Source organism: Pseudoalteromonas sp. GB56 (assembly GCF_054923835.1).
In genome coordinates this window covers 1,521,003-1,547,062 of the sequence record NZ_JBPCHK010000001.1, presented here as the reverse complement: position 1 = coordinate 1,547,062, position 26,060 = coordinate 1,521,003, and the positions used below count along the sequence as shown (strand labels likewise).

The 26,060-nt window shown below is 44.7% G+C and carries 22 protein-coding genes; 8 read left to right on the top strand and 14 right to left on the bottom strand.

Translation table 11 applies throughout. From position 1 onward, the window contains the following. Positions 1-67: 67 nt before the first annotated feature. The 3 genes from nadK to recN all read left to right on the top strand — a co-directional run bounded on the left by nadK (position 68) and on the right by recN (position 3,355). Positions 68-952: an NAD(+) kinase gene (gene nadK, locus ACH19P_RS07390; protein WP_462157900.1), complete on the top strand. Its 885-nt coding sequence runs from the start codon at positions 68-70 to the stop codon at positions 950-952. A gap of 97 nt (positions 953-1,049) precedes the next feature. Then, on the top strand, positions 1,050-1,613 hold the full coding sequence (locus ACH19P_RS07385; protein ID WP_462157898.1) for a hypothetical protein: 564 nt from the start codon (positions 1,050-1,052) through the stop codon (positions 1,611-1,613). Between the two features lie 68 nt (positions 1,614-1,681). Further along, positions 1,682-3,355, top strand: a complete 1,674-nt coding sequence (gene recN, locus ACH19P_RS07380) for a DNA repair protein RecN (RefSeq protein ID WP_462157897.1) — start codon at positions 1,682-1,684, stop codon at positions 3,353-3,355. Positions 3,356-3,406: 51 nt separating this feature from the next. Here the strand turns inward: recN and ACH19P_RS07375 are convergent, their stop codons facing one another. From ACH19P_RS07375 to ACH19P_RS07355, 5 genes are all read right to left on the bottom strand, one after another. Next, positions 3,407-4,822, bottom strand: coding sequence for an FAD-dependent oxidoreductase (locus tag ACH19P_RS07375; protein ID WP_462157895.1), 1,416 nt, complete (start codon positions 4,820-4,822; stop codon positions 3,407-3,409). A gap of 8 nt (positions 4,823-4,830) precedes the next feature. Then, entirely contained in the window at positions 4,831-9,288 is a 4,458-nt protein-coding gene (gene gltB, locus ACH19P_RS07370) for a glutamate synthase large subunit (RefSeq protein WP_462157894.1), read from the bottom strand. 348 nt (positions 9,289-9,636) lie between these two features. After that, entirely contained in the window at positions 9,637-9,963 is a 327-nt protein-coding gene (locus tag ACH19P_RS07365) for a hypothetical protein (protein ID WP_462157892.1), read from the bottom strand. 91 nt (positions 9,964-10,054) lie between these two features. Next, a complete protein-coding gene (locus tag ACH19P_RS07360; RefSeq protein WP_462157891.1) occupies positions 10,055-10,552 on the bottom strand; it encodes a hypothetical protein in 498 nt (165 codons plus the stop codon). An 89-nt stretch (positions 10,553-10,641) separates the two neighbouring features. Continuing rightward, on the bottom strand, positions 10,642-10,989 hold the full coding sequence (locus tag ACH19P_RS07355) for a Grx4 family monothiol glutaredoxin (RefSeq protein WP_462157889.1): 348 nt from the start codon (positions 10,987-10,989) through the stop codon (positions 10,642-10,644). 363 nt (positions 10,990-11,352) lie between these two features. Here ACH19P_RS07355 and ACH19P_RS07350 point away from each other — a divergent pair, with 363 nt between their 5' ends. The 4 genes from ACH19P_RS07350 to ACH19P_RS07335 all read left to right on the top strand — a co-directional run bounded on the left by ACH19P_RS07350 (position 11,353) and on the right by ACH19P_RS07335 (position 16,918). Continuing rightward, entirely contained in the window at positions 11,353-11,937 is a 585-nt protein-coding gene (locus tag ACH19P_RS07350; RefSeq protein ID WP_347390911.1) for a superoxide dismutase, read from the top strand. Positions 11,938-12,159: 222 nt separating this feature from the next. Further along, positions 12,160-14,082: a PrkA family serine protein kinase gene (locus ACH19P_RS07345; RefSeq protein ID WP_462157887.1), complete on the top strand. Its 1,923-nt coding sequence runs from the start codon at positions 12,160-12,162 to the stop codon at positions 14,080-14,082. A 28-nt stretch (positions 14,083-14,110) separates the two neighbouring features. Further along, positions 14,111-15,397: a YeaH/YhbH family protein gene (locus tag ACH19P_RS07340; RefSeq protein ID WP_462157886.1), complete on the top strand. Its 1,287-nt coding sequence runs from the start codon at positions 14,111-14,113 to the stop codon at positions 15,395-15,397. A gap of 15 nt (positions 15,398-15,412) precedes the next feature. Further along, positions 15,413-16,918, top strand: coding sequence for a SpoVR family protein (locus ACH19P_RS07335; protein ID WP_462157884.1), 1,506 nt, complete (start codon positions 15,413-15,415; stop codon positions 16,916-16,918). 74 nt (positions 16,919-16,992) lie between these two features. On the opposite strand, the gene ACH19P_RS07330 is transcribed toward ACH19P_RS07335, so the two are convergent. The 6 genes from ACH19P_RS07330 to ACH19P_RS07305 all read right to left on the bottom strand — a co-directional run bounded on the left by ACH19P_RS07330 (position 16,993) and on the right by ACH19P_RS07305 (position 22,495). Then, on the bottom strand, positions 16,993-17,556 hold the full coding sequence (locus ACH19P_RS07330) for a dihydrofolate reductase family protein (RefSeq protein ID WP_462157883.1): 564 nt from the start codon (positions 17,554-17,556) through the stop codon (positions 16,993-16,995). 133 nt (positions 17,557-17,689) lie between these two features. After that, positions 17,690-18,166 carry a hypothetical protein gene (locus ACH19P_RS07325; RefSeq protein WP_462157881.1) on the bottom strand — a complete coding sequence of 159 codons (477 nt, stop codon included), beginning with the start codon at positions 18,164-18,166 and terminating at the stop codon, positions 17,690-17,692. A gap of 92 nt (positions 18,167-18,258) precedes the next feature. Continuing rightward, positions 18,259-18,588 carry a hypothetical protein gene (locus ACH19P_RS07320; RefSeq protein WP_462157879.1) on the bottom strand — a complete coding sequence of 110 codons (330 nt, stop codon included), beginning with the start codon at positions 18,586-18,588 and terminating at the stop codon, positions 18,259-18,261. A gap of 136 nt (positions 18,589-18,724) precedes the next feature. Next, positions 18,725-20,263, bottom strand: a complete 1,539-nt coding sequence (locus ACH19P_RS07315) for a S10 family peptidase (protein WP_462157877.1) — start codon at positions 20,261-20,263, stop codon at positions 18,725-18,727. 262 nt (positions 20,264-20,525) lie between these two features. Continuing rightward, positions 20,526-21,488 (bottom strand): GGDEF domain-containing protein, encoded by a 963-nt coding sequence (locus tag ACH19P_RS07310; RefSeq protein WP_462157876.1) that lies wholly within the window; start codon positions 21,486-21,488, stop codon positions 20,526-20,528. Positions 21,489-21,490: 2 nt separating this feature from the next. Further along, positions 21,491-22,495: a response regulator gene (locus ACH19P_RS07305; protein ID WP_462157875.1), complete on the bottom strand. Its 1,005-nt coding sequence runs from the start codon at positions 22,493-22,495 to the stop codon at positions 21,491-21,493. A gap of 176 nt (positions 22,496-22,671) precedes the next feature. On the opposite strand from ACH19P_RS07305, the gene tpx reads away from it, so the two are divergent. Further along, positions 22,672-23,265, top strand: coding sequence for a thiol peroxidase (tpx, locus tag ACH19P_RS07300; protein ID WP_462157874.1), 594 nt, complete (start codon positions 22,672-22,674; stop codon positions 23,263-23,265). Positions 23,266-23,303: 38 nt separating this feature from the next. Here tpx and hemH read toward each other — a convergent pair whose 3' ends face one another. From hemH to ACH19P_RS07285, 3 genes are all read right to left on the bottom strand, one after another. Beyond that, complete coding sequence (gene hemH / locus ACH19P_RS07295) at positions 23,304-24,308, bottom strand: ferrochelatase (RefSeq protein ID WP_462157873.1); 1,005 nt, start codon at positions 24,306-24,308, stop codon at positions 23,304-23,306. Positions 24,309-24,409: 101 nt separating this feature from the next. Further along, a complete protein-coding gene (gene adk / locus ACH19P_RS07290; protein WP_462157872.1) occupies positions 24,410-25,054 on the bottom strand; it encodes an adenylate kinase in 645 nt (214 codons plus the stop codon). Between the two features lie 185 nt (positions 25,055-25,239). Beyond that, positions 25,240-25,947 carry a SapC family protein gene (locus tag ACH19P_RS07285; protein ID WP_462157871.1) on the bottom strand — a complete coding sequence of 236 codons (708 nt, stop codon included), beginning with the start codon at positions 25,945-25,947 and terminating at the stop codon, positions 25,240-25,242. Positions 25,948-26,060: the final 113 nt, after the last annotated feature.

Below are 26,060 nucleotides of genomic sequence, written 5' to 3'. Positions count from 1 at the left end.
TTTGCCTCAGTTTCAACCCCACCACTTTTGCGTTAATCTATAAGGACTTTTCATTTGTGGCACAGATATGAGCGCTTCATTTAAAACAATCGGCTTAATTGGAAAAGCGAATCACGAAGGCGCGGCGCTGACATTACAACGCCTTTATGCCTTTTTGCAAGCGTTAGGTTATGAGGTGCTCGTAGAACGTCACTATGGCGGTCAACTGGCTAACCCTCAAGATGCCACATTGGTTGACCTAGTTGAGCTCGGTGAGCGCGCAGATTTAGCCGTTGTTGTGGGCGGTGATGGTAACATGCTTGGCGCAGCACGCGTCTTGGCACGTTTTGATGTTGGCGTAATTGGTGTAAATCGAGGCAATCTTGGCTTTTTAACCGATCTCAACCCTGATGGTTTTGAAGCTGCGCTCGAACAAGTACTGAGTGGCAAGTACATTGAAGAAAAGCGTTTCTTACTAGAAGTGGAGGTTTTTCGTCACGCTGAACTCAAAAGCGCGAACTCAGCCATGAACGAAGCGGTATTGCACGCAGATAAAGTCGCGCACATGATTGAATTTGAGTGCTTCATTAATGACGACTTCGTGTTCTCACAAAAATCAGATGGTCTTATTGTATCCACACCAACAGGTTCAACAGCCTATTCCCTATCTGGTGGAGGCCCAATTCTTACGCCAGGACTCAATGCCATGGCGCTTGTGCCCATGTTTCCGCACACCTTATCAAGTAGACCTTTGGTCGTTGATGGTGACAGCGTAATAAGATTGCAGTTGAGTTTAGACAACACAGACAGCTTGCAAGTAAGTTGTGACAGTCACGTGGTTTTGGCGACATTGCCCGGTGATGAAGTGGTAATAAAAAAGGCGGAAAGACCGTTAAGACTGATTCATCCAACAGACTATTCTTACTATAACGTGTTGAGACAAAAGCTAAATTGGGGCTCCAGACTGTACTGAGCCCCGTCGATATTTTGGCTGCATTTTGTATTGCATTAAGGCACCAATTGAATAAGAATAACCGCACAAATAACCAATAAAAATCGCTGTATCAACCATGGTCCTAATTGTCGTTCTTGCCCTTGTTTTACTCATCGCTCTGCTCGCGGTATACATAATTATCGAGCGCAATAGACAAAAGGCACGTGAATTAGAAAGACGATTATTCAACACCCGTATCAAAGAAGTACAACAACGATTTAGCAGTGTTTTACATGAATATGTTGAAGCACGAATTTTACGCCCTAAAAACACCACTCAGTTGAACAGTATTTGTAGCAATTTTTTTGTGGTACAAAGTAAAAATAACGAAAATCTAGAGTACCTTGAGTACATCATTGAGCGTATTTTACAAACCTTTCAATCAGAGCTCACAAAAGCGGATGCCCGCAAAGATATTGAAGGTCTTCGCGAGAGAATGCAATTTCTCGTTGCTGAGATCCCACATCGCGGTATCGAGTTTAACTACGCTTTCTATCATGAAATCCTCCCTAGCCTGATCACTCAATTGATGTCACGTGATTTGAGCCCCCAAGAACTAATGGAGCTACAGCAAGCTGAAGTCGTGCAGTCGGCTGACGACGATTCATTAGAGCGTGAAAAAACAGCACATATTGCTTAAAATTTGTTTGCAAAATCCCGAAACACTGTATAGATTAACAGTTAATAACAACTGGATGGATAAACAGTATGCTTTCGGGATTAACCATTTCTAATTTTGCTATCGTCAGCGAGCTTGAAACCCAATGGCATGCAGGTATGACTGCTATTACCGGTGAAACAGGTGCCGGTAAGTCAATTGCAATTGATGCTTTATCACTGTGCCTTGGGGAGCGTGCCGATGCAGCCGCTGTTAGGCCAAGTGCAAAACAAGCCGACATTAGTGCACGCTTTGACATCAGTAAGCTTCCTAAAGCCCAACAGTATCTGCAAGAGCACATGCTCGAAGGTGACGAGAATGAGTGTTTATTGCGTCGTGTCGTTGCTAAAAATGGCCGCAGTAAAAGCTATATCAATGGCGCCGCAGTTACCGCTGCACAACTTAAAGAACTGGGACAACACCTCATTTCCATTCATGGTCAACATGCACACCAGTTATTGTTGAAAAACGATCACCAACTGCACTTAGTTGATGACTATGCCGGCCATCAATCGCTACTCGAGAACACCGCTTGTGCTTATTCTCACTATCAGAGTTTACTCAAAGAGCTCAAAGAATTAGAAGCAAAGAACGCGCAACAACAAGCGCAGAAGCAGTTGTTAGAATACCAAGTGGCCGAGCTAGATGAATTTGCTTTGGAAGAAGGCGAGTTCGAGCAAATTGAAATTGAACACAATAAACTTAGTCACTCTCAGCACCTACTTGAAGGCACACAAAAACAACTGTATGCCCTTTATGAGGGCGATGAGCAAACCATCAATGGCGCGCTTCAACACAGCGCCATCGCGATTGCTGAGCTTGCAACTATTGACCCATCCTTAGAAGACATTGCCACCATGCTTAATGATGCTTGCGTGCAGGTGGAAGAAGCGAGCCGCGAATTACGTAGCTACTGCGACAGCGCTGAATTAGACCCCGAGCGCCTCGCCCAATTAGACGAGCGTTTAAGCAATGCCATCAGCCTTGCTCGCAAACACATGGTTGATCCTAATGCGTTGGTACAACACCATTTAGAAATCAAAGCAAGCTTGCAAGCCATTTGTGTGGATGATGAACGTTTATCACAATTGGATGCAGAAATCGCTAATGCATTCGAAAATTACCAACACCGCAGTGAGCTTTTATCGCAAAGCCGACAAACCGCTGCTGCACAACTGAGTACATTGATTGGTGCCAGCATGCATGAATTGTCGATGGAGAATGGCCGCTTTAACATTGAACTCGATTTTGACAAAGAGCGTGTACCATCGCGACTGGGTCAGGACCGCATCGAGTTTTTAGTATCAACCAACCCAGGTCAACCGATGCAAGCTCTATCAAAAGTGGCGTCAGGGGGTGAATTGTCGCGTATTAGTTTGGCAATTCAGGTCATTATCGCGCAACGAGTTACGACCCCAACATTGATTTTTGACGAAGTGGATGTGGGTATCTCAGGCCCTACTGCGGCGGCCGTTGGTAAATTACTGCGCCGGTTGGGCGAATCAACCCAAGTCATTTGTGTGACGCACTTACCGCAAGTTGCATCAAGTGCCATGAACCAATTCTTTGTTGCCAAAGAGGTCGCCAATGATGAGACCTATACACAAATGAAGTCGCTCAATTTGCAAGGCCGTATAGATGAAATAGCACGCTTATTAGGCGGCGATAACATCAGTAAAACAACGCTCGCAAATGCCCAAGAATTAATATCTGCCCACGCTTAAAGACATAAAAAAAGCAGGCTACAAGCCTGCTTTTTTATTCGCTTATCGAAATTACACGTCAAGATAGTCCATAATCCCTTCTGCAGCGTTACGCCCCTCAAAAATAGCCGTTACCACTAAATCAGAGCCACGAACGGCGTCACCACCGGCAAAGATTTTCGGATTGGTTGTTTGATGTGTATAAGCACCGTGTTCAGGCGCTGTAATACCGCCCCACGAATTGATTTCAACACCAAATGGTTCTAACCACGCCATTTTATGTGGTTGAAAGCCAAATGCCATCAATACTGCGTCCGCAGCAATCACATGCTCAGAACCTTCGACTTCTTCAGCACGACGACGACCATTCGCATCGGGTTCACCAAGTTGAGTTTTAACCATGCGTACGCCGGTCACTTGGCCTTGCTCGTTGACTTCGATACCTTTTGGCTGAACATTAAAGACGAATTCTACGCCTTCCTCTTTCGCGTTCTTAACTTCACGCTTAGAGCCCGGCATGTTCTCTTCATCGCGACGGTACGCACAAATTACATGCTGTGCCTGTTGACGCACTGAGGTACGAACACAGTCCATCGCTGTATCGCCACCACCGAGGACAACAACGCGCTTGCCTTGCATATCAAGATACGGGTCGTTGCTCTCATCGTAACCCATTACGCGATTTGTGTTGCCAATCAAGAATGGTAAAGCGTCATACACGCCTTGTGCATCTTCATTTTCCAGATTACCACGCATACTTTGATAGGTACCGACACCTAAGAACACAGCGTCGTATTGGTCAATAATCTGCTGTAATTCAATGTCTTGGCCCACTTCGGTATTGAGCCTAAATTCAACACCCATTTCCGTGAAAATTTCTCGACGACGTTGCATTACTTCTTTTTCGAGTTTAAAAGAAGGAATACCAAAAGTGAGTAGACCACCAATTTCAGGGTGACGGTCAAAGACCACAGGCTTAACACCATTGCGTACAAGTACATCGGCGCAGCCAAGTCCCGCAGGACCCGCCCCAATAATGGCGACCTTTTTATCAGTCCACACAACGTGCTTCATGTCAGGTTTCCACCCCATCGCAAATGCGGTGTCGGTGATGTATTTCTCGATGTTGCCTATGGTAACGGCGCCGAATTCTTCGTTAAGTGTACACGCCCCTTCACACAAACGGTCTTGTGGGCAAACACGACCACACACCTCAGGCAAGCTATTGGTGCGATGAGAAAGCTCAGCCGCCTCCAAAATTCGCCCTGTACGAATCAATTTTAACCACTGGGGAATATAGTTATGTACCGGGCATTTCCATTCGCAATATGGGTTACCACAATCTAGGCAACGGTCTGCTTGTGAGTCCACTTGATTTTGCGAAAACGGTTCATAGATCTCTACAAACTGTTGTTTACGCGCAGAGATTGGCTTCTTGCGCGGGTCTACACGCTGCACATCGATGAACTGATAAACATTCTGGCTCATACTTCCTCCTACTGTGCCTGCACGCGCAATTCTGCGCTACTGCGGGCACGGTGGCCCAATAAACTGTTCACATCACTCGATTTTGGCTTCACTAATTTGAACAAGGGTAAATACAAATCAAAGTTAGCCAAAATCGCTTCTGCACGTTGCGATCCGGTCAAGTCTAAGTGCTCAGCAATCAAACCGCGTAAATGCTCTTGATGTGTAGCTAAAGTGTCTAACTCAACCGTTTCGACAAGCTCAGGATTCATGCGTTTTTCGAAGTCTTTACCCTCGTCTAACACGTAAGCAAATCCACCTGTCATGCCTGCACCAAAGTTGATGCCAACTTTACCCAGTACACACACCACTCCGCCAGTCATGTATTCACAACCATTGTCACCAAGGCCTTCAATGACGGCTGTCACACCTGAGTTACGAACGGCAAAACGTTCTCCAGCGCAACCCGCGGCGTACAATTTACCGCCTGTTGCACCGTACAAGCAGGTGTTACCAACAATGGCTGCTTGATGAGATTGGAAGCACGAGCCAATTGGTGGACGTACTACCAATCGACCACCAGCCATGCCTTTGCCCACATAGTCATTGGCATCTCCAATGAGGGTCATTTCCAGACCACCGGCGTTAAACACACCGAATGATTGGCCTGCGGTTCCGTGTAGCTCAATGCGCACAGGATCAGCGGCCATGCCCTGATTGCCATACTTTGAAGCAATATATCCAGAGAGCATGCCACCCACTGAACGGTCAGTGTTACAGATACGGCTCACTAAATTCGTGCCCGACATTGTATCGATTGCGTCCTTGGCTTTGTCTAACAACTCTTCATTCAAACTACCTGTGTAGTGAGACGTGTTAGGTGTAGAACAATACAAGGATTGACCGCTCACATTGTTTGGCTGAGCGAGTAAGTGCGATAAATCCAGCTTCTGTTGCTTCGCCGTCTTACCTTCAATCACTTCGAGTAAATCGGTACGGCCAATCAAATCAACGAGACGCTTAACGCCTAGCGCTGCCATCAATTCACGTGCCTCTTGGGCAATAAACTTAAAGTAGTTCATCGCCATTTCTGGCAAACCGTGATAGTGCTTAGCACGCAAAGTTTCATCCTGTGTTGCGACACCGGTCGCACAGTTGTTCAAGTGACAAATACGCAGGTACTTACAACCCAGAGCAACCATAGGTCCTGTGCCAAAACCAAAGCTCTCGGCGCCTAAAATCGCCGCTTTGATTATGTCTAGGCCGGTTTTTAAACCACCGTCTGTTTGTAAACGTATACGATGGCGAAGGCCATTTTCGACCAGCGCTTGCTGAGTTTCAGCAAGTCCGAGTTCCCAAGGACTACCCGCATACTTCACCGATGAGAGGGGGCTCGCCCCGGTACCACCGTCATAACCGGCGATGGTGATTAAATCCGCATAGGCTTTTGCCACACCCGTAGCGATCGTGCCAACCCCTGGCTCAGATACTAATTTCACAGAAATCATGGCATCAGGGTTAACCTGCTTGAGGTCAAAAATAAGTTGGGCCAAGTCTTCGATAGAATAAATATCGTGATGCGGTGGTGGCGAAATCAATGTTACGCCAGGCACCGAGTAACGTAGTTTGGCGATGTACGGCGTTACCTTCTCACCTGGAAGTTGACCCCCCTCGCCCGGCTTAGCACCTTGGGCGACTTTAATTTGTATCACATCGGCACTGCGCAGGTAATGTGGCGTTACACCAAAGCGGCCAGAAGCCACTTGCTTTATACGCGAGTTTTTCTCTGTACCGTAGCGCAGTTTGTCTTCACCACCTTCGCCGGAGTTTGAGCAACCGCCCAAACGGTTCATGGCAATGGCCAAAGCTTCATGTGCTTCTGGTGACAATGCACCGATACTCATCGCTGCGGAGTCAAAACGCTTGTATAAATCCGTCGCGGGCTCAACGTCTTCAATCGCAATAGGTTGAGTGTCTGGCTTAAGTGCCAGCAAATCTCGTAATGTCGTGATAGGGCGATTGTTTACAAGGTCCGCATATTCTTGGTAATCACTGTACTCACCTGAGCGCACAGCCTTTTGCAGCGTTTGCACCACGTCTGGGTTATACGCATGGTATTCACCGCCATGAACAAACTTCAGCAAACCACCGTGACTCAATAACTTACGCGAACTAAATGCGAGTTTGCGCAAACTGAGCTGATCACCCTCGAAGTCTTCAAAGCAAGCACCACTTATACGGTTTGCTACGCCTTTGAAACACAATTCCACCACGTCATTAGACAAACCAACGGCTTCAAACAACATTGAACAACGATACGAAGCAACGGTACTGATCCCCATCTTCGACATGATCTTGAATAGCCCTTTGTTGATCGCATTGCGATATGACAAGGTCACTTCACGGTATGTTTTGTCGATAATCTTACTGTCACTCATTGCCACCAGCGATTCGTAAGCAAGATATGGATAAATCGCCGTTGCACCAAACCCTAATAACACCGCAAATTGATGCGGATCGCGGGCACTGCCCGTTTCAATAATAATGTTGGTGTCACAACGTAAGTTATTATTCACTAAGCGCTGCTGCACAGCCCCTACCGCCATTGCAGCAGGGATTGGTAAGCTGTCTTGAGTGATTTGACGATCGCTCAAAATGAGCATGACTACACCGGATTCAGCCTTACGCTGCGCTTCATCACAAATGCGTTCAATGGCTTGGGCAAGTGTTTCGTCAGAGGTGTAATTCAAATCGATTTGGCTGTGTGAATAATACTCGTGGCTCGCAGTGCGCAACTGCACCATGTCTGAGTACATCAAAATAGGTGAATCGAATTGCAAGCGTTTTGCGTGGCCAGTGGTTTCATTAAATACGTTCTGCTCGCTGCCGATACAGGTCGTTAACGACATAACGTGGTTTTCACGCAGTGGATCGATCGGTGGATTGGTTACCTGCGCAAATTTCTGACGGAAATAATCATACAGTGAACGATGCCCCTGTGATAGCACAGCAAATGGTGTGTCATCCCCCATAGAACCTGTTGCTTCTTGACCATTCTCCCCCATTACACGAATAACTTGGTCGAGCTCTTCATTAGTGTAAGCAAACATCTTTTGATAAATAAGCAGGGTTTCATCGTCAAATGAGCGATTGCCCGCTTCTTTATCACTGAGTTGCTCAAAAGGCGTCAGGCGCTTCACGTTCTGCTCAAGCCATTGCTTGTATGGATGACGTGCTTTGAGATCTTGGTCTATCTCATCAGAGTGCCAAATCTTACCGTGCAGCGTGTCAACAACCATCAACTCGCCCGGGCCAACACGGCCTTTTTCGATGACTTCGTCGGCAGCATAATCCCAAATCCCCACTTCAGAAGCGAGGGTGATAAACCCATCTTGAGTAACCACATAACGAGCTGGACGCAGACCGTTTCTGTCTAGGTTACAAGCTGCAAAACGGCCATCCGACATAACGATACCTGCAGGACCGTCCCACGGCTCCATGTGCATCGAGTTAAAGTCATAAAAAGCGCGAAGGTCTTCATCCATTGCTCTGTTTTTCTGCCAAGCAGGTGGCACCAGCATGCGCATCGCTCGGAATAAGTCCATGCCACCGGCAAGAAATAGCTCCAGCATATTGTCTAAACTGGATGAATCAGAACCGCTTTCATTCACAAATGGCGCTGCCGTTTGTAAATCTGGAAGCAAAGGTGAGGCAAATTTATATGCCCGTGCTCTCGCCCATTGGCGGTTACCCGTAATAGTATTGATCTCACCGTTATGCGCTAAATACCTAAATGGTTGAGCCAAAGGCCAGCGCGGTTGCGTATTCGTTGAAAAACGTTGGTGAAAAACGCATATTGCTGAAGTCATACGAATGTCAGCAAGGTCGAGATAAAAGTTGGGCAAGTCTACAGGCATCATCAAGCCTTTGTAGACAGTCACTAAACCTGAAAGGCTAGCGATATAAAAATCTTGGTCATCTACCAACTGCTGCTCAATGCGACGGCGCGCAATGTACAAACGGCGCTCTAAGTCTTTCGGGCGCCAACCTTCTGGCGCACTAACAAATACTTGTACAAACTGAGGTAATTGCTCAATAGCAATCTCACCCAAATAACTGTTATCCGTAGGTACGTCACGCCAACCGACTAATGTCAGTGTTTCTTTTTCTAATTCTTTACTAATAATGTGTTTGGCTGCATGTGCTTTTACAGGATCTTGGCTTAAGAAAAGCATCCCGACCGCATAGTTTTTCCCCAATAGCCATTCATTTTCTTTGGCAATTGCGCGAAAAAAGCTATCTGGTTTTTGCATTAACAAACCACAACCATCACCCGTCTTACCGTCGGCAGAAATGCCGCCACGGTGCTCCATTCGAGCCAAACCAGTGATCGCTGTTCGAATCAATTTATGGCTGGCTTGACCGTTTATTTGAGCGATCAAACCAAAGCCGCAATTATCTTTTACTAACGTTGAGTCATATAACATTGTGGACTCCTCCCCCCTTGCTACTGCGCGCCCACCACTGCGTTGATAAGAAACAACGAGTGACTTAACGGACCGTCAACGCTAACCCTTTGCACACAGGGTGTCAACGAAATAATGAATACATATTCACATTCTTGAATATTTTTCATTGTTTGTAAACCAAGTAGAAAAGTAAACACTTTGCACTATTTAGCTGGTTTATTTTCGTTATTTTTACAATGACACCAGTGTCAAAACAAAAAATAGACGATAAACGCAAAGGTAAAGCCGCAGTTTACGTTAACGTAAAGAGGCAAAAGAAATGAATAATTATGCACTCAAAGAATAACTATTCATTGCCTATTTAGGCTAGTTATGAAGGCATAGTTGGTTGATTTTCGCCGTTATTTGCTCGTCCACACCGGCGCGGTTAAGTGTTGTAATGGCTGCGTTGATATCGCGTTGAAGCGTTTGCCATTGTGGGCGAGCTTTTGAGAGCGCAAAATAGAGTTGCTGCTCAATGATACTGGGCTCCAGTTGTGAATATAAATTCGCACTAATTCCTTTGCGTGTAGCAATAGTGTCGATGACATAGGGATCACCAATTATTAGATTTACACGGTTGTTGACTAATAAGTCTAAGTTTTGCGCATCATCGATGGCCTGCTGGACAACTACTTTGCCACTGTCTAGCACCTTATCTACGTCGGGTGCATTCTGATAGCCTCGAACAACACCTACAGAATAATTAGGAAGTTCATCAAGGGTGGGCGATTTTTTTATCTGGCTATTTGCTGCACTGAAATAATGCAAAGGAGTGTGGGAAAAGGGATTCTGACATCGCCAGATGCTGCAACCGTGTATCACCAATCACCACATCGGAAGGTGCCGTCTTCTCTATCTCATACTCAGGGGCAAGAATATCAGCATGTCCTAATTCAACCATGCGTACAGCGCGTGCCCAAGGTAAAAAGCGAAACTCAGGGTTGTATCCAGCTTCAATGAGCACTGCGCTCATATAATGTGTTAACCAACCGCCCTGACATTGCTGCGTACCTATATAAGGAGGCCAATCTAATGTCGCAATAATAATGGTCTTGGCTTTTCCAGCAGACACTGACAAGGTTTGACCATGCCACTGACCGACATAATCATGACGCTGTTCACCCACTTGATAATTAATAAGCAGAAGGCGGTTGTTTTGCTGAGCAAAACAGGTAGAGGTAATAGAGCCGAATAATGCAGAAATCGTTAGCACTGCAATAAAACGCTTAACTAATGACATTACACTCCTCCATAAGGGTCATGTAATGAGTGTAATAGAAGTTAAGGATAAGAAAAGGAAAAAGAAAAGCCGGCTAAGCCGGCTCTGGGTTATTCTGCGCTGTCTGCGTCAGCGTCTTTGTACTTCGCCGCAGTTTCTTGAATCAAAGGCTGAAGTTCACCGCGTTGGAACATTTCAATAATGATGTCACAACCACCAATCAACTCGCCTTCTACCCATAACTGTGGGAATGTCGGCCAATTTGCGTATTGAGGCAATTCAGCACGAATATCCGGGTTTTGAAGAATGTCGACATAAGCAAATTGCTCACCACACGACATCAATGCTTGTGAAGCCTGCGATGAAAAGCCGCAGCTTGGTAATTTTGGCGAACCCTTCATATAAAGAAGAATAGGGTTTTCAGCAATTTGCTGTTTAATCTTATCGATGGTTTCCATTAACAACCTCAATTTCTGTTTTAAGCGATGGTTTAAGTTGAAAACCATCACTGTAACCACAATGTCTATGAATACGTGTAATGTTAAAGCAAACAGCACTAGGTTAATAGCCGGAGTGAGGGGAAATTTGCACAGGCATCATGCGCTTGCTATTTACAGGCATTACGTAAAAAAACACCTATGCTTAAACGCTCACTTGCGATATTGGGCGATTGACACCGTCGTTAGGCGTTGCTGTTTGTTTAAACTTGAGTAAAATACTCAGGAATTATAGTAACACTATAATGGCTTTCAGTATATAAAACGCTGCTGTAGCAGCTACCCTGTCAGCCCTTTTTCAAATAAAGACAGATGGAGAAAAACATGGCATTTGAACTACCGTCACTACCGTATGAAATCAATGCACTAGAGCCGCACATTTCTCAGGAAACACTTGAGTTCCACCACGGTAAGCACCACAACACTTACGTAGTTAAACTTAACGGCTTAATCGAAGGTACTGATTTCGAAGGTAAATCACTAGAAGAGATCGTATGTTCATCAGAAGGCGGTGTTTTTAACAATGCTGCGCAAATCTGGAACCACACATTCTACTGGCACAGCCTATCTCCAAACGGCGGCGGTGTTGCGACTGGCGCTGTAGCTGACGCAATCAACGCTAAATGGGGTTCTTTCGAAGCGTTCCAAGAAGCATTCAACGACAAAGCAGTTAACAACTTCGGTTCAAGCTGGACTTGGTTAGTAAAAACGGCTGACGGTTCACTAGACATCGTTAACACTTCAAATGCTGCTACTCCGCTAACTGAAGCTGGCGTAACTCCACTTCTAACTGTGGACTTATGGGAACACGCATACTACATCGATTACCGTAACGTGCGTCCTGATTACCTTAAAGGTTTCTGGGCTCTAGTTAATTGGGACTTCGCGAACCAAAACTTCGCAGCTTAATCCCTGCTCATTAAGTGAAGTGAAAATTTTTCACGCTTAATTAGCCTAATTTCTAGCCGTAGTAGCATGAGTTACTACGGCTTTTTTATGCCTGAATACCCCTATCAGGAACACAGTAAATAACTAATTTATTTCGCAAATTTTTATATCACTGTCTAAGCTTTAATTACCGAGTGGCATCTTTACCTTTTCATTTTCGCTTTAGGTTACTTGGAGGTCGATATGACAATTTTCGAGCATTATCAATCACGGTTTGAAGCGTCCCAAGAAGAAGAATACACGGTCAGCGAGTTCTTAGAACTGTGCAAAACCGATAAAACCGCCTATGCAACCTCAGCAGAGAGGTTACTCACAGCCATTGGTGAACCCGAAATGGTCGACACCTCTAAGGATGCAGTACTGAGTCGGTTGTTCTCCAACCGCGTCATTGCACGATATCCCGCATTTAGTGAGTTTTATGGAATGGAAGATGCCATAGAACAAATTGTTTCTTATTTGAAGCATGCGGCACAAGGCCTCGAAGAATGTAAACAAGTACTTTACTTGCTAGGTCCTGTTGGCGGTGGTAAGTCTTCTATCGCAGAGAAGCTCAAGTACTTGATGCAACAAGTGCCGATTTACAGTCTAAAAGGCTCCCCCGTCAATGATCACCCTTTGAGTTTGTTTAATTCAATGGAAGATGGTGAGTTACTTGAAAAAGAATATGGCATCAAGAAGCGCTATTTACGAACCATTATGTCGCCTTGGGCAGCAAAACGCCTAAAAGAATACAATGGCGACATTAGCCAGTTCAAAGTAGTGAAGCGCTACCCTTCCATTTTGAATCAAATCGCCATTGCCAAAACAGAACCTGGGGACGAGAACAACCAAGACATCTCAGCGTTAGTCGGTAAAGTAGATATTCGTAAACTCGAACACTTTGCCCAAAACGACCCAGATGCCTACGCCTATTCAGGTGCATTGTGCTTGGCGAATCAGGGGTTAATGGAATTTGTGGAAATGTTTAAAGCGCCTATCAAGGTGCTGCACCCACTGCTGACGGCAACCCAGGAAGGTAACTACAATGGCACGGAGGGCATTTCAGCCTTGCCATTTAGCGGTATCATCCTCGCCCACTCAAATGAATCTGAGTGGCAAACATTTAAAAATAACAAAAATAACGAAGCCTTCTTAGACCGCGTTTACATAGTGAAAGTACCTTATTGCTTGCGCGTGACAGAAGAAGTCAAAATCTACGATAAATTATTACAAAACAGTGAGCTTAGCGACGCTCCGTGCGCACCTGGAACATTAGAAACATTGGCCAAATTCTCGGTGTTATCACGTATTAAGGAGCCAGAAAACTCAAGTATTTATTCAAAAATGCGGGTCTATGATGGCGAAAGCCTCAAAGACACTGACCCTAAAGCTAAGTCTTACCAAGAATACCGTGACTATGCGGGTGTCGATGAGGGCATGACAGGTCTATCGACGCGTTTCTCATTCAAGATACTCTCTCGCGTATTCAACTTTGACCACAGTGAAGTGGCCGCTAACCCAGTGCACCTCTTCTATGTGTTGGAGCAACAAATTGAGCGAGAGCAGTACAGTGCAGAAGTGCAAGAGCGTTACCTCTCACATTTAAAAGGCTACCTCATTCCACAATACGTTGAATTCATCGGTAAAGAGCTGCAAACCGCCTATTTAGAGTCTTACTCTGAGTATGGCCAAAATATCTTTGACCGCTATGTCACCTACGCTGACTTTTGGATTCAAGACCAAGAATATCGCGATCCAGATACTGGCCAATTATTTGACCGCGCGGCACTCAACGCTGAACTGGAGAAAATTGAAAAACCAGCTGGTATTTCAAATCCGAAAGACTTCCGCAATGAAATCGTTAATTTTGTGTTGCGGGCTCGGGCGCATAACAATGGCAAGAATCCGCTGTGGACCAGTTACGAGAAACTGCGCACCGTTATCGAGAAGAAGATGTTCTCTAATACTGAGGACTTGCTGCCGGTCATCTCGTTTAATACTAAAACATCTGCTGACGATCAGAAAAAACACGAAGACTTTGTTAATCGCATGGTCGACAAAGGCTACACCCAGAAACAAGTTAGGTTGTTATCAGAATGGTACTTACGCGTTCGTAAGTCGCAGTAACGCCTTGATGTAGGTTGAGGGGAATAATATGGCGCACTTTATTGATAGGCGCCTAAACGGCAAGAATAAAAGCACGCTTAACCGCCAGCGCTTTATTCGTCGCTACAAAAAGCAGATAAAAGAAGCCGTTTCGGACGCCATAAACAAACGCAGTGTCACTGATGTATCCAGTGGCGAGAGTATCTCTATACCTGCAAAAGACATCACTGAGCCCTTTTTTCACCAAGGCCGAGGGGGTCGTCGCGAACAGGTACACCCAGGTAATGATCAATTCAACACGGGCGATAAAATCAAGCGCCCACAAGGCGGCCAAGGTGGTGGCGCTGGTGAAGGCGAAGCCAGCGACCAAGGGGAAGGAGAGGACGATTTTGTCTTTTCTATCTCCAAAGATGAATACCTTGATTTACTCTTTGAAGATTTAGAACTACCGAATTTACAGGAAAACAGCCTCGACAAACTGGTGCAAATGAAAACGCACCGAGCAGGCTTTTGTAATGACGGTATGCCGAGCAACATCGATGTGGTGCGCTCACTGCAAGGCTCCCTTGCGCGCCGCGTAGCCATGACTGCTGGCAAGAAAAAGGAGTTAGCAGCGCTCAAGCAACAACTTATTGAGCTTGAGCAACAGCCTGTGCCAGAGCAAACCAAGATTAACGCACTGCTTGAGGAAATCGAAGCGCTCGAGCGCAAGATATCAGCCGTGCCATTTATTGATAATTATGATTTGCGCTTTAGGAATTATGAAAAGCGCCCTCACCCCACCTCAAAAGCGGTGATGTTCTGTCTGATGGATGTATCAGGTTCAATGGACCAAGCCACCAAGGACATGGCGAAGCGTTTTTACATCTTGCTGTACTTGTTCCTCACACGCACCTACAAAGACATCGATGTTGTGTACATTCGTCACCACACCCAAGCCAAAGAAGTAGACGAGCAAGAGTTTTTCTACTCCCAAGAAACAGGCGGTACAATTGTCTCCAGTGCATTGAAACTGATGCACCAAATCATTGCTGACAGATATTCCTCCAGTGAATGGAATATCTATGCAGCACAGGCATCTGATGGTGATAACTGGGCAGACGATTCACCACAGTGCTCTGAATTGCTGAGCACCAAAATTCTGCCTCAGGTACGTTATTACGCCTATGTTGAAATCACTAATCGCGCCCATCAAAGCTTATGGCGCGAATATGAACAACTGGCTGCCCATTTTGGTAATTTTGCGATTGAGCACATCACCGCGGTTGAAGACATTTACCCTATCTTCCGCGAGCTATTCAAAAAAAGTGCGAATAAAACGGCGCGCAGCGCGTAGCTTGGGAGGGCGAGTATGACACGTAAGCCTTTAAGTGACGGTCCGGATTGGACATTTGAATTACTCGAGGAATATCGCGAAGAAATCAAACGCGTCGCCGAGCATTACAAATTGGACACTTACCCCAATCAGATTGAAGTGATCACCGCAGAGCAGATGATGGATGCGTATTCCAGTGTGGGCATGCCTATTGGCTACAACCACTGGTCCTACGGTAAAAAGTTTATTCAAACCGAGCAAAACTATCGCCGTGGGCAAATGGGGTTAGCCTACGAGATTGTGATTAACTCTAACCCGTGCATTGCCTACTTGATGGAAGAAAACACCATGGCAATGCAAGCGCTGGTGATGGCGCACGCCTGTTATGGCCACAACTCATTTTTCAAAGGCAATTATTTATTTAAAACCTGGACAGATGCAGGTTCTATTATTGATTACCTGCTCTTTGCCAAAAATTACATTGCCAAGTGTGAGCAAAAATATGGCATTGACGAGGTTGAGGATATACTCGATTCCTGTCATGCGTTGATGAATTACGGTGTCGACCGTTATAAACGGCCACAACAAATTTCAATGTTTGAGGAACAAAAGCGCCAACAAGAACGTGAAGAGTACCTGCAATCTCAAGTTAATGAGCTGTGGCGCACTATCCCAAATAGTGAGCAAGAAGCGAAGCAAAAACGCGTTCGCTTCCCATCAGAGCCACAAGAAAACATCCTCTATTTTATCGAGAAAAACGCCCCATTATTAGAATCGTGGCAACGTGAAATTGTGCGTATCGTGCGCAAAATCTCACAGTATTTTTACCCGCAAAAGCAAACACAAGTGATGAATGAAGGCTGGGCAACATTTTGGCATTACACCTTGCTCAATCACCTTTATGATGAAGGTAAACTCACAGATGGCTTTATGCTTGAAGTGCTGCAAAGCCACACCAATGTAGTGTACCAACCGCCCTACAACAGTAATTATTACTCAGGCATTAATCCCTATGCATTGGGGTTTAACATGATGGTGGATATTCGCCGCATCTGTGAAAACCCGACCGATGAAGATAAACGTTGGTTCCCTGAATACGCGGGCAGTGATTGGCTCGAAACACTGCATTTTGCGATGCAAAATTTTAAAGATGAGAGCTTTATCAGCCAGTTCTTATCCCCACGGATGATCCGTGAATTTAAACTGTTCTCGATTGTCGATGACAGTGCCGCACCCAATTTAGAAGTCTCAGCCATTCACGATGAAATCGGCTATCAGAAAATTCGCCAAGCGCTTTCTGCGCAGTACAACTTGAGTAATCACGAACCCAATATCCAAGTGTACGACATTGATATTCGCGGCGATCGCTCGTTGACGCTTCGCTACGTGCCCCATAACGCCATCCCACTGGCTGACTCACGTGAAGAGGTATTAAAGCACTTACATCGTTTATGGGGATTTACCGTGAAGCTTGAACAAGAAAATGCCGATGGCGGCATCGTTAAAATCGCACAGTGCCCCAAAGTTGAAGAGATAGATTAATACGTAGCGCGAATGAGTAAGCTCATCTTAGCCATAAACAAGCGCTGCGTTAGGAGTCTCTCTTATACGCTCTGTTATGAGTAATTTACGGAATACTTTGTTTGGATGTAATCATTAGGAAACACTGTTGCTGAAGCATCACGCAACTGAATAGCTTTATCCAATTTACCAAAAAGTGGAATACCTCCACCTAAAATCACAGGAACGCTTGTTATTGTGACTTCATTGATAAGTTGTTGATTTAAAAAGGAGGTAATTGTAGAGCCACCATCAATATAGGCGTGCTTATAACCGTCTTGATCAAGCTTACGCATTAAATCAGATAGGCACCCAGAGTACATTTCAACTTTATCAGAGAGGTTGTCCGGTGCTGCTTTGAGTTTATTACTCAAGACATAAATTTTTATATCACCATAAGGCCACTGTTCAGAGGTAAGATTAAAACGAGATATCGTTTCCATACATTTTCGCCCCATGACCATACAATCAACTGTGCTTACATAATCAGCAAAACCCATATCTGGATTTCCACTCATATCAGCGTCTTGATTGCCTGATACATGAAGCCAATCCAAACCACCATTTTCATCTGCGATGTAACCGTCTGTACTGGTTGCAATAAACACTGAACACTTCATCTTTTAAATCCTAGTTCCGACACTGGCAAGTAATTATAACGCCTCAGTTAAAAGGCAAAACTTGGTTGGCTATTATGTGAAGCAAAACGAAACTCCGCCAACTGTGTGGCGTCCCGATTACCCAGTTTGTTAACTACTCAGGCCGATTTCTTGTGTAGTATTCCCTTATATGGCTATTGCCGCCTGCTCCCGCAGCCCCCATATATACCCAATATGTATCTTCATTTTCAAAGTGCAATTGAGAGATTTCTTTTTCGCCATACCTTTCATATTGTATTGCGATGCTGTTACTTGTACATCCTAGTACATTGAAAGTAATACGCTCTTCTGAGGGTGGGCGTTTCATCTTTTTGTCACCCATCTTGATTTCAATTTCGGGGGAATTAACGGTCATCTCATTTTTTCCATTATATTTGATAACCTCAACCCCTTGCGTTTGAATCATAAAAGACCACGCTTTTTCGTCTATATTTGCCCATTGTTTATTGAACGATTCAAACTTCTCTATGGATGATGTCCATGCTCCATCCAATGATGGGCAACAATAGCCAACACTTGGGACCATGATTGATAAACACATTAAGATTCTTTTCATAACTAAATTAGTCATCCTTGCTCTAAAATATCGCTCAATAGCTAAAACCGAATAATGGCTTAAGCTCATTGACTAAAACAATGAGGCACGCACAGAGCCAAGCGGTATTAGTCCACGTTAATTTGTTTGTTTCGGGTTAGTAGCCAAAATATAGATGCGCTTGCCATACCGAACACACCAAAAAATAAAACAGCTTCCAAATAATCAAACCACCCAGCCAAAGTTGGTACCCCATTGATCATAGTATTAGTCCCATTAGAAGAAGCACTTGAACCAGGAGAACCATAAGGCCATAAGAATATTGCTACCGGCATTGCTGCTATTAAAAATCCAGAAGCGCCTATAGAGCACCAAGTTACTCTGTTGATGTGTTTTAATAGAAAATAAGCAGGCAGCCCCAGAAAAACCACATAACCAGCCGCAATTATCAAGACCATAAGAAAGAAGCCTTTGGTACGAACCCAAATATACGGATCGTTTGCATCGAATATTTCAAATTGGCCGTGAAGGTACCAACACGTCATTATTAACGTCGGTAAAGCAATTGCAGATATTGTCGCAATTAAATAGGTTCTAATATTCAGAGTCTTGTTCCAGCTGTTTTTTAATAAAGTGTCGAGTGTCTTTTAACAGTGATAGTCTCGCGGGTTCGTGAACATACATCATGTGTCCACCGTGGTAATAGTGATAATCAATTTTATCAGCGTATATTCCGTGTCTGTTTAACGTATATTCGGCATCAAAAAATGGTGTGACCATATCGTAGTAACCAGACGCCACCATAACTTTCAACTGCGGATTACCTCTTAGGGCGTAAGATAAGTCAGGTGCCGTATTAACGTATGTTGGCTCCCAGCTTTGCCCGTCTGGAGCCTTACGCCAGCGCCAATTCGCTGATAACTCAGGGTCAGATGGATTTAAATATTGTCTTTTCCACTCCACATTCAACTCTGTGCGCATATAGTGCATTAATGCGGCTTTGTAGGCCGGTGAAATGACAGTTGCAGCATCTTTTTTAGGGTCGGCAGCCACATCATCTCTTTCATCCATTTTATAGCGTCCATCAAGCAAGCCAATTGACACCCCTTCTTCTCGCAACAACTCCTTAGCAAATCTAAATGCGTTTATACGCAAATTAACCCGCTCTATGTATTGCTTACTAAGCCCGGTATAACGCTGTAACCCCTCGACAATGCGCGCTCTTTCATCCGAGGTGAGGGCATTGCCCTTAAACAATGCTGGCAGTAAATCATCGACGGCGAACTGTCTGCTCGCTGTTATAAACGCATCAAAGCTGCCACTTGTGTCCACTTTTTCATGGTACCAAGCTGTTGCTGCTAATGTCGGTATATAGGTGATGTAAGAGATAATGTTGTCATCGACATAAGGGCTTGACCCTTGATAGTCCAATGCTTGGGAAACAAAAATTATGCCGTTAACATTAATTAGGTGTTTATCCATGAGGACTTTAGCGACAGCTGCTGCCCTGGTCGTTCCAAAGCTTTCTCCCAACAAGAATATTGGCGAATTCCAGCGATTTTCATCGGTTAGCCACTGCGCGATAAAGTCGGCCATGGAGGTTGCGTCTTCATTTAACCCCCAAAACGCTTTACTTGGGGTACCTCCCAGAGCGCGAGAATACCCAGTACCGACAGGGTCAACAAAAACCATATCAGTAACATCTAGAATGGTCTCTGGCGCTTCTTTCATTTGGTAGGGAGCTGTCCCTGGATGCGCGGCATCGCTTGGCACAACAATACGTTTAGGCCCATAGGCCCCCATGTGTAACCAGTTAGAAGATGAACCAGGGCCCCCATTCCATATAAATGTGACCGGCCTATTTTTTTCGCTTGCGACTGTGTAATCAAATGAAAAGATAGAGGCGGTAGGCTCTTCGTTTTTATCCAATAAATAGGTTTCACCCGCGACAACCTTGTAACTCAGCTTTTGACCATTAAACGTGCCTTTATGCTGAGTAACAAATTGAGTCGCTTCTGGAATGGATTGCGTATTTTTATCGGGTTTCGGAACTTCAGATGCACTGTGTACATTGGACACCCATGCTAGCAATGTACACAGTGCTAGCGTTTTGAAATACATAAAATACGCCATCTATTAATCTCCCGTCGCGATTTACCGAATTGTATTATCTGTATCGCAATGTGTTAGTCTTGTACATTAGTTTCTGATAAATCAGATTTTTTCTAATATGAAATACGGCTACTTCTTTGTATCTTCCATTGCTAATTTAGCCAATAGAACAAAGATAACATTCACGATTGTTGGTCATGAGTCGGGTTCTATCAAGTAAGTTGGCTGTGTATGCTAAGTTGAAGCAGGTGAAACGAGCTCGATGTGAGCGCCTTATCTCGGCTTACTTCACGCCCGCTACTGAAATTTGGTTTCTGCCATTTTCTTTAGAGCGATAAAGCGCCTTATCTGCAGCTTCTATCCATTGCTCGTACTGTGTAAAGCTATCTTGAAATTGGGCAATGCCGATACTGATAGTCATTTTGAGCTTAAACTCACCCACCACGACTTCGGTACTTTCAACGCGTTGGCGTAAGCGCTCAGCAAACACCTGTGCACCATCCAAATCGGTGTCACACAAGGTCACTACAAACTCTTCGCCGCCGTAGCGTCCTGCCATATCACTTTCACGCAAGGTGGCTTTGAGTAGGCTGGCAATATGCCTGAGCGCTTCATCACCTGTGGCATGCCCATAGGTGTCATTGATGTTTTTGAAGTGATCAATATCCAAAATCAGTAATGACCCGCAGCCGTTGGAACGATTTAAACGCTTGAATTCTTTGCTGAGTGTTTCTTCCCAAAAACCACGATTAGGCAATTGCGTTAGGCTGTCTGTTCTACTGACTTGCTCCAGTAATCGGTTTGCTTCTTCAAGCTCAATCTTATTCACGGCTTCGTCGGTGACATCGTAGATAATAATGCACACATGGGTGACATCACCTGTGGTGCTCGTCAGCGGAATAAAGGTGGCGTTTTGGTACATGTGGTGCGCTTTGCCCGTGATAGGACGGTAATTTTTAAAGCGGAATATATAGGGCTTTTGTTCCCAAATAGTAAAAGAGCGGTTCTTGAGCACAAACACTGAGTCGGTTTTCTTACGAAACCACGGCTCATCAATACTTGGGAATAAATCGAATATCTCTTTGTCTTTTACTGCGCTGGGTAATAAGCCTGAGTGATTCTCCATAAAACCATTCCAAATGCACACACAGTATTGCCTGTCGAGGACCACAAGCCCCACGTCAACGGTGTTAAACATATCCATTAACCAATGGATTTCATGCATATTGAAATCTGCAGCAGGCATAATCAGTCTTCCAGTAAATATTCGACTTTGTACTTCAAGGTACGAAGCGAATCTTCTGTGAATAACAACATCAGATCACAGTTAATGTCGTGATCTTCTATCCCATAACTTATCTCGATGGCGAGCGTTCGTTGCCAGCGCGTTCGGTTTGTAGCCACTAACTCTTCCACTTCACGGTGTTGTCCAAGTACCACAGGGTGGCCTTGGGAAAAGCTCACATCCAATTGTTTCGCAAGCCCCGTGAGCACAGCACCTATGAGGATATTACTGACGTCCATCAGTAGCTCAAGCTCGACATTATCCGTCAGGTCGCCGTCGTAATTCATCAACGACGCAATCTCTTTAAAGCTGGAGTCGTTCAATAACAATAACGCTTCACCGGAAATACCGCCGCCAATAAAACCTTGGCAGATACCCGAAGTCGCGGCATTTTGGTCGATGGATCTCAGTGCCATAGCCAGTTCATTTACTTCAAGCACATTCACGTTGGGAATAGGCAACTTCACGAATACGTTGAGTAAGCGCGCTAATAGATCGCCCGCTTGCCCCATGGCAACATTGGTTATCTCTTGATATATATCGCGAATATCGGGATCTAGCTGTTCACCCAGTTGCATCGCAATTCGCTGGCGCATTGCCCTATCTTTGATACCATGCTGATCTATAATTTGAGCGAGCTTGTTTGCATCGCAGGGCTTAGCGATAAAGTCCACCGCTCCCATTGCTAATACGCGCTCATGAGCACTGGGTTGAATATCGCCAGAAACAACGATAACAATCACTTGGATATGACGTTCACGAATTGCTTGTAATACTTGATAACCATCCATGCCAGGCATGTTTAAATCAAGAAATAAAACTTCAGGTTTAACACTTTCAAGTGTTGCAAGGCATTCTTGACCATTGGTGGCATAGCTGAGTTGGACTTCCCAATCTTCGGGAAATGAACGTGCGAGTTGGCGGCGCGCAACTGTTGAGTCATCACAGATTAACACTGGGGTTTTCATGACTTACCGCACCTCGCACAAACGTCGTAGAATAGTTAGCTGAGTTAATGATTTTTAATGTTTTTTTAAAACTAACTAAGCACAATGTTAATAAAATAATTTTATAAACTCAATTTAAATATAGTCGGCCATTAAACTCCTTTTAATGGGACATCACTAAATAATAAGGCTACAACATGATTAAAAAACTTTTGTTCAGTTCAATCGCAGTAATGACCTTTAGCTTGAGTGCCGTGGCACAGCAAAGTAGCACCATTAATAACCTAGATGCAGGTAAGGTTACCGCACGAGGAAAGCCTGTTGTTTTACTCGGCACAGGCGTTGAAGTTGGCCAAACTGCGCCGGACTTTAAAGTTGTTGATGCTAAGTTCCAATCGAAAGGTTTGTCTGATTATCAACAAAAGCCTGTGTTACTAAGTGTAGTACCAAGCTTAGACACCGGTGTGTGTAGTATTCAAACCAAACACTTTAACGAGCAAGTCGCTGCAAACTACCCGCAGGTGGCCATGCTCACCATCAGCACAGACTTACCCTTTGCGCAAAAACGTTATTGCGCGGCTGAAGGCATTGATAAGTTAGAAACATTGTCAGATGCAGTTTGGCGTGACTTTGCTGAAAATTACGGATTACTGATTCAAGACATGGGCATTTTAAGCCGCGCAGTGTTCGTATTAGATAAGAACCACAAGATTGTGTACAAAGAATTAGTGAGTGAATTATCTAAAGAGCCAAATTACGACAACGCGATTGCCGCGTTAAAGGCACTTTAATAATAAGGGCGCTAAAGCGCCCTTATTTTATTCTGAGTTTACCAGTTTTGTAGCTGACCTTTGGCAAGGTCAGTCAATACCGCAATATGTTCCGCTGAATCGTTCAACGCAGGGATATAACCTAAGTGGTCTCCACCCGCCTCTTTAAAGATATCGGCGTTTTCCTGAGAAATTTCTTCTAAGGTTTCTAAACAGTCTGCGGCAAACGCAGGACATACAACTTGGATTGTCTTAGTGCCCGATTTAGCGAGACTCTCCAGCGTTTCATCGGTATAGGGTTGTAACCACTCCTCTGCACCGAAACGAGACTGAAATGTCATCATCCATTGCTCGTCCTTCAAACCAAGTTTTTTCGCCGTGTTGTGTGCTGTCGCCTTACAATGCTCATAATAAGGGTCACCCTTATTTACACATCGCTTAGGGATACCGTGGAATGAGAAAATGAGCTTATCTGCGCTGCCATGCTCTTTGCGATATTTTGTAATAGAGGACGCGAGTGCAGCGATATAATCATCACGCTCGTAGTAATGTTTCAAAAAGCGAATTTCTGGCAAATTGCGAATCGTTGCCAAATGACGATTTAACTTGTCGAATACTGCCGCCGTGGTAGTCGCAGAATATTGTGGATACAAAGGCAGCACCGCAATTTTATCTATGCCTCTGGCAATCATGTCATCAACGCGGCTTTGAATACTTGGTTTACCATACGTCATGGCGTAGTCCACGTGGATAGATTCACCGAGGTGCGATTCAATCGACGCTTTTAGTGCTTGGCTTTGGCGATGCGTGATTGCACGCAGCGGAGAATCACCCTCTTCCCAAATTTCCGCATAGGCTTTGGCCACTTTAGGAGAACGAATCGGCAATATGATGCCATTGAGAATGATGGACCAAAGGAATGGCGGTATTTCTACCACGCGAGTGTCAGATAAAAATTCTTTAAGATAGGCACGAACGGCTTTGGCGGTTGGCGCATCAGGCGTACCTAAGTTGACCAATAAAACACCGTAACGACTCGCCGGCTGCGTCAGGGCTAACGACATAAATTCATCTTCCTTTTATTGATATGACGTTGATTATACCAATAAAAGTGGCGCTTAGATCAAAAAACCGCCTTACGGCGGTTTCTTAATTTGCAATATGCTTAACCTAGTAGGTCAGCTAGTTGCTTGCTTACTGCTTCAACAGCTTGTGTACCGTCTAGTTTGTGGTACTGCGTGTTGCCAGCTTGAGCTTCTGCTTGGTAGTAATCTACTAGCGGCTTTGTTTGGTCGTGGTAGATAGCAAGACGCTTACGTACTGTTTCTTCTGTATCGTCATCACGGATGATTAGATCTTCACCCGTCACGTCGTCTTTACCTTCAACCTTAGGCGGGTTGTAAACAACATGATATACGCGACCTGAACCTGGGTGTACACGACGGCCGCCCATACGCTCAACAATGATTTCGTCAGCAACTTCAAACTCGATAACATGGTCAACACTGATGCCATTTTCTTTCATCGCGTCCGCTTGAGGGATTGTGCGAGGGAAGCCATCTAGTAGAAAACCGTTTTCACAGTCCGCTTTCGCTACGCGTTCTTTTACAAGGCCAATGATAATATCGTCAGACACAAGTTGACCCGCATCCATTACTTTCTTTGCTTCTAGGCCAAGTGGTGTGCCTTCGGAAATAGCTGCACGTAGCATGTCACCAGTAGAAATTTGTGGAATGCTGTACTTGTCCATTAAAAACTGAGCTTGCGTGCCTTTACCCGCGCCTGGTGCGCCTAATAAAATAATGCGCATAATCGAAATCCTCGTGTCTGCGTTTGGGGTTATTAAGTAAACTTAAATTTTTTCACAAGGGCGAAAGTTACTCAAGAATAAAAAGGTAAAACTTTCGTCCAAGATGGTTAATAGCCGATTTTGTAATCAAACAACATAAAAAAACCCAGCATAGGCTGGGTTTTTTTATCGTATTTCATTCACGCTTATGCGCTACGCTCTGCTTTAAGACGAGCAAGGCGAGCCACTTGATGGCTAGCAGTTAAGAATGAATAGATAGGCGCCAGGTAACCACGCTTGCGTAGTTCTAGGAAAGCCTCATCGCTTAGTTCATTCAATTTTTTCTCGTCAATCATGTAGATACCAGTGATGTCTTTTTTCTCACCTTTGATATCAACAGTTAGCGTTTGTGGAGCTAGAAGCTCTTTTTCAGCTAGGTATTCTGTGAATACGTCAGTCACGCCAGTGAACTCGATGAAAGAGATAAGCGCTTCTTTACGACGCTTAAGGTAATCAGATTCTTCGCCGTTTTCGAATAGCGCTTGGCCTTCTTCTTCACCAACAAGCGGGCTCGCTTCGTCGATTACTACACCGTACTGCTCTTCTTCTGGGTGCTTAACTAGACCTAGAGGGTAGCGAGTAACTGCAAGAGGTGCGAAACCAGCGTTCCATTTGTCACCGTCTACGAAAAGGTTTTCACCTGGCTCAAGACCGAAAAGTGCTACCGCTTGGAATTTACCTGTTTCGTTGTTTTTAACGAAAGCCATTGGGAATTCATTTGCTACACGACCGAACTCGTGTGCAACTACTGGTACTAGGTGTTGAGTTTTTAAGAATTCTAGATTGATGCCATTTTTGATTTTAGTGTTGGCATGTTTCTCGTTATGCAAAGGCTGCACTTGTTGCTCCGCCATAATACTGCTCCATACTATTTACGTATTTGTTACTTGTTGTGGCCTAAGGCTATCGGTTTTGCTTACAAAAAGGAAGAGAAAATACGTGAAAGTTTAAAGTCATTGTATAGAAG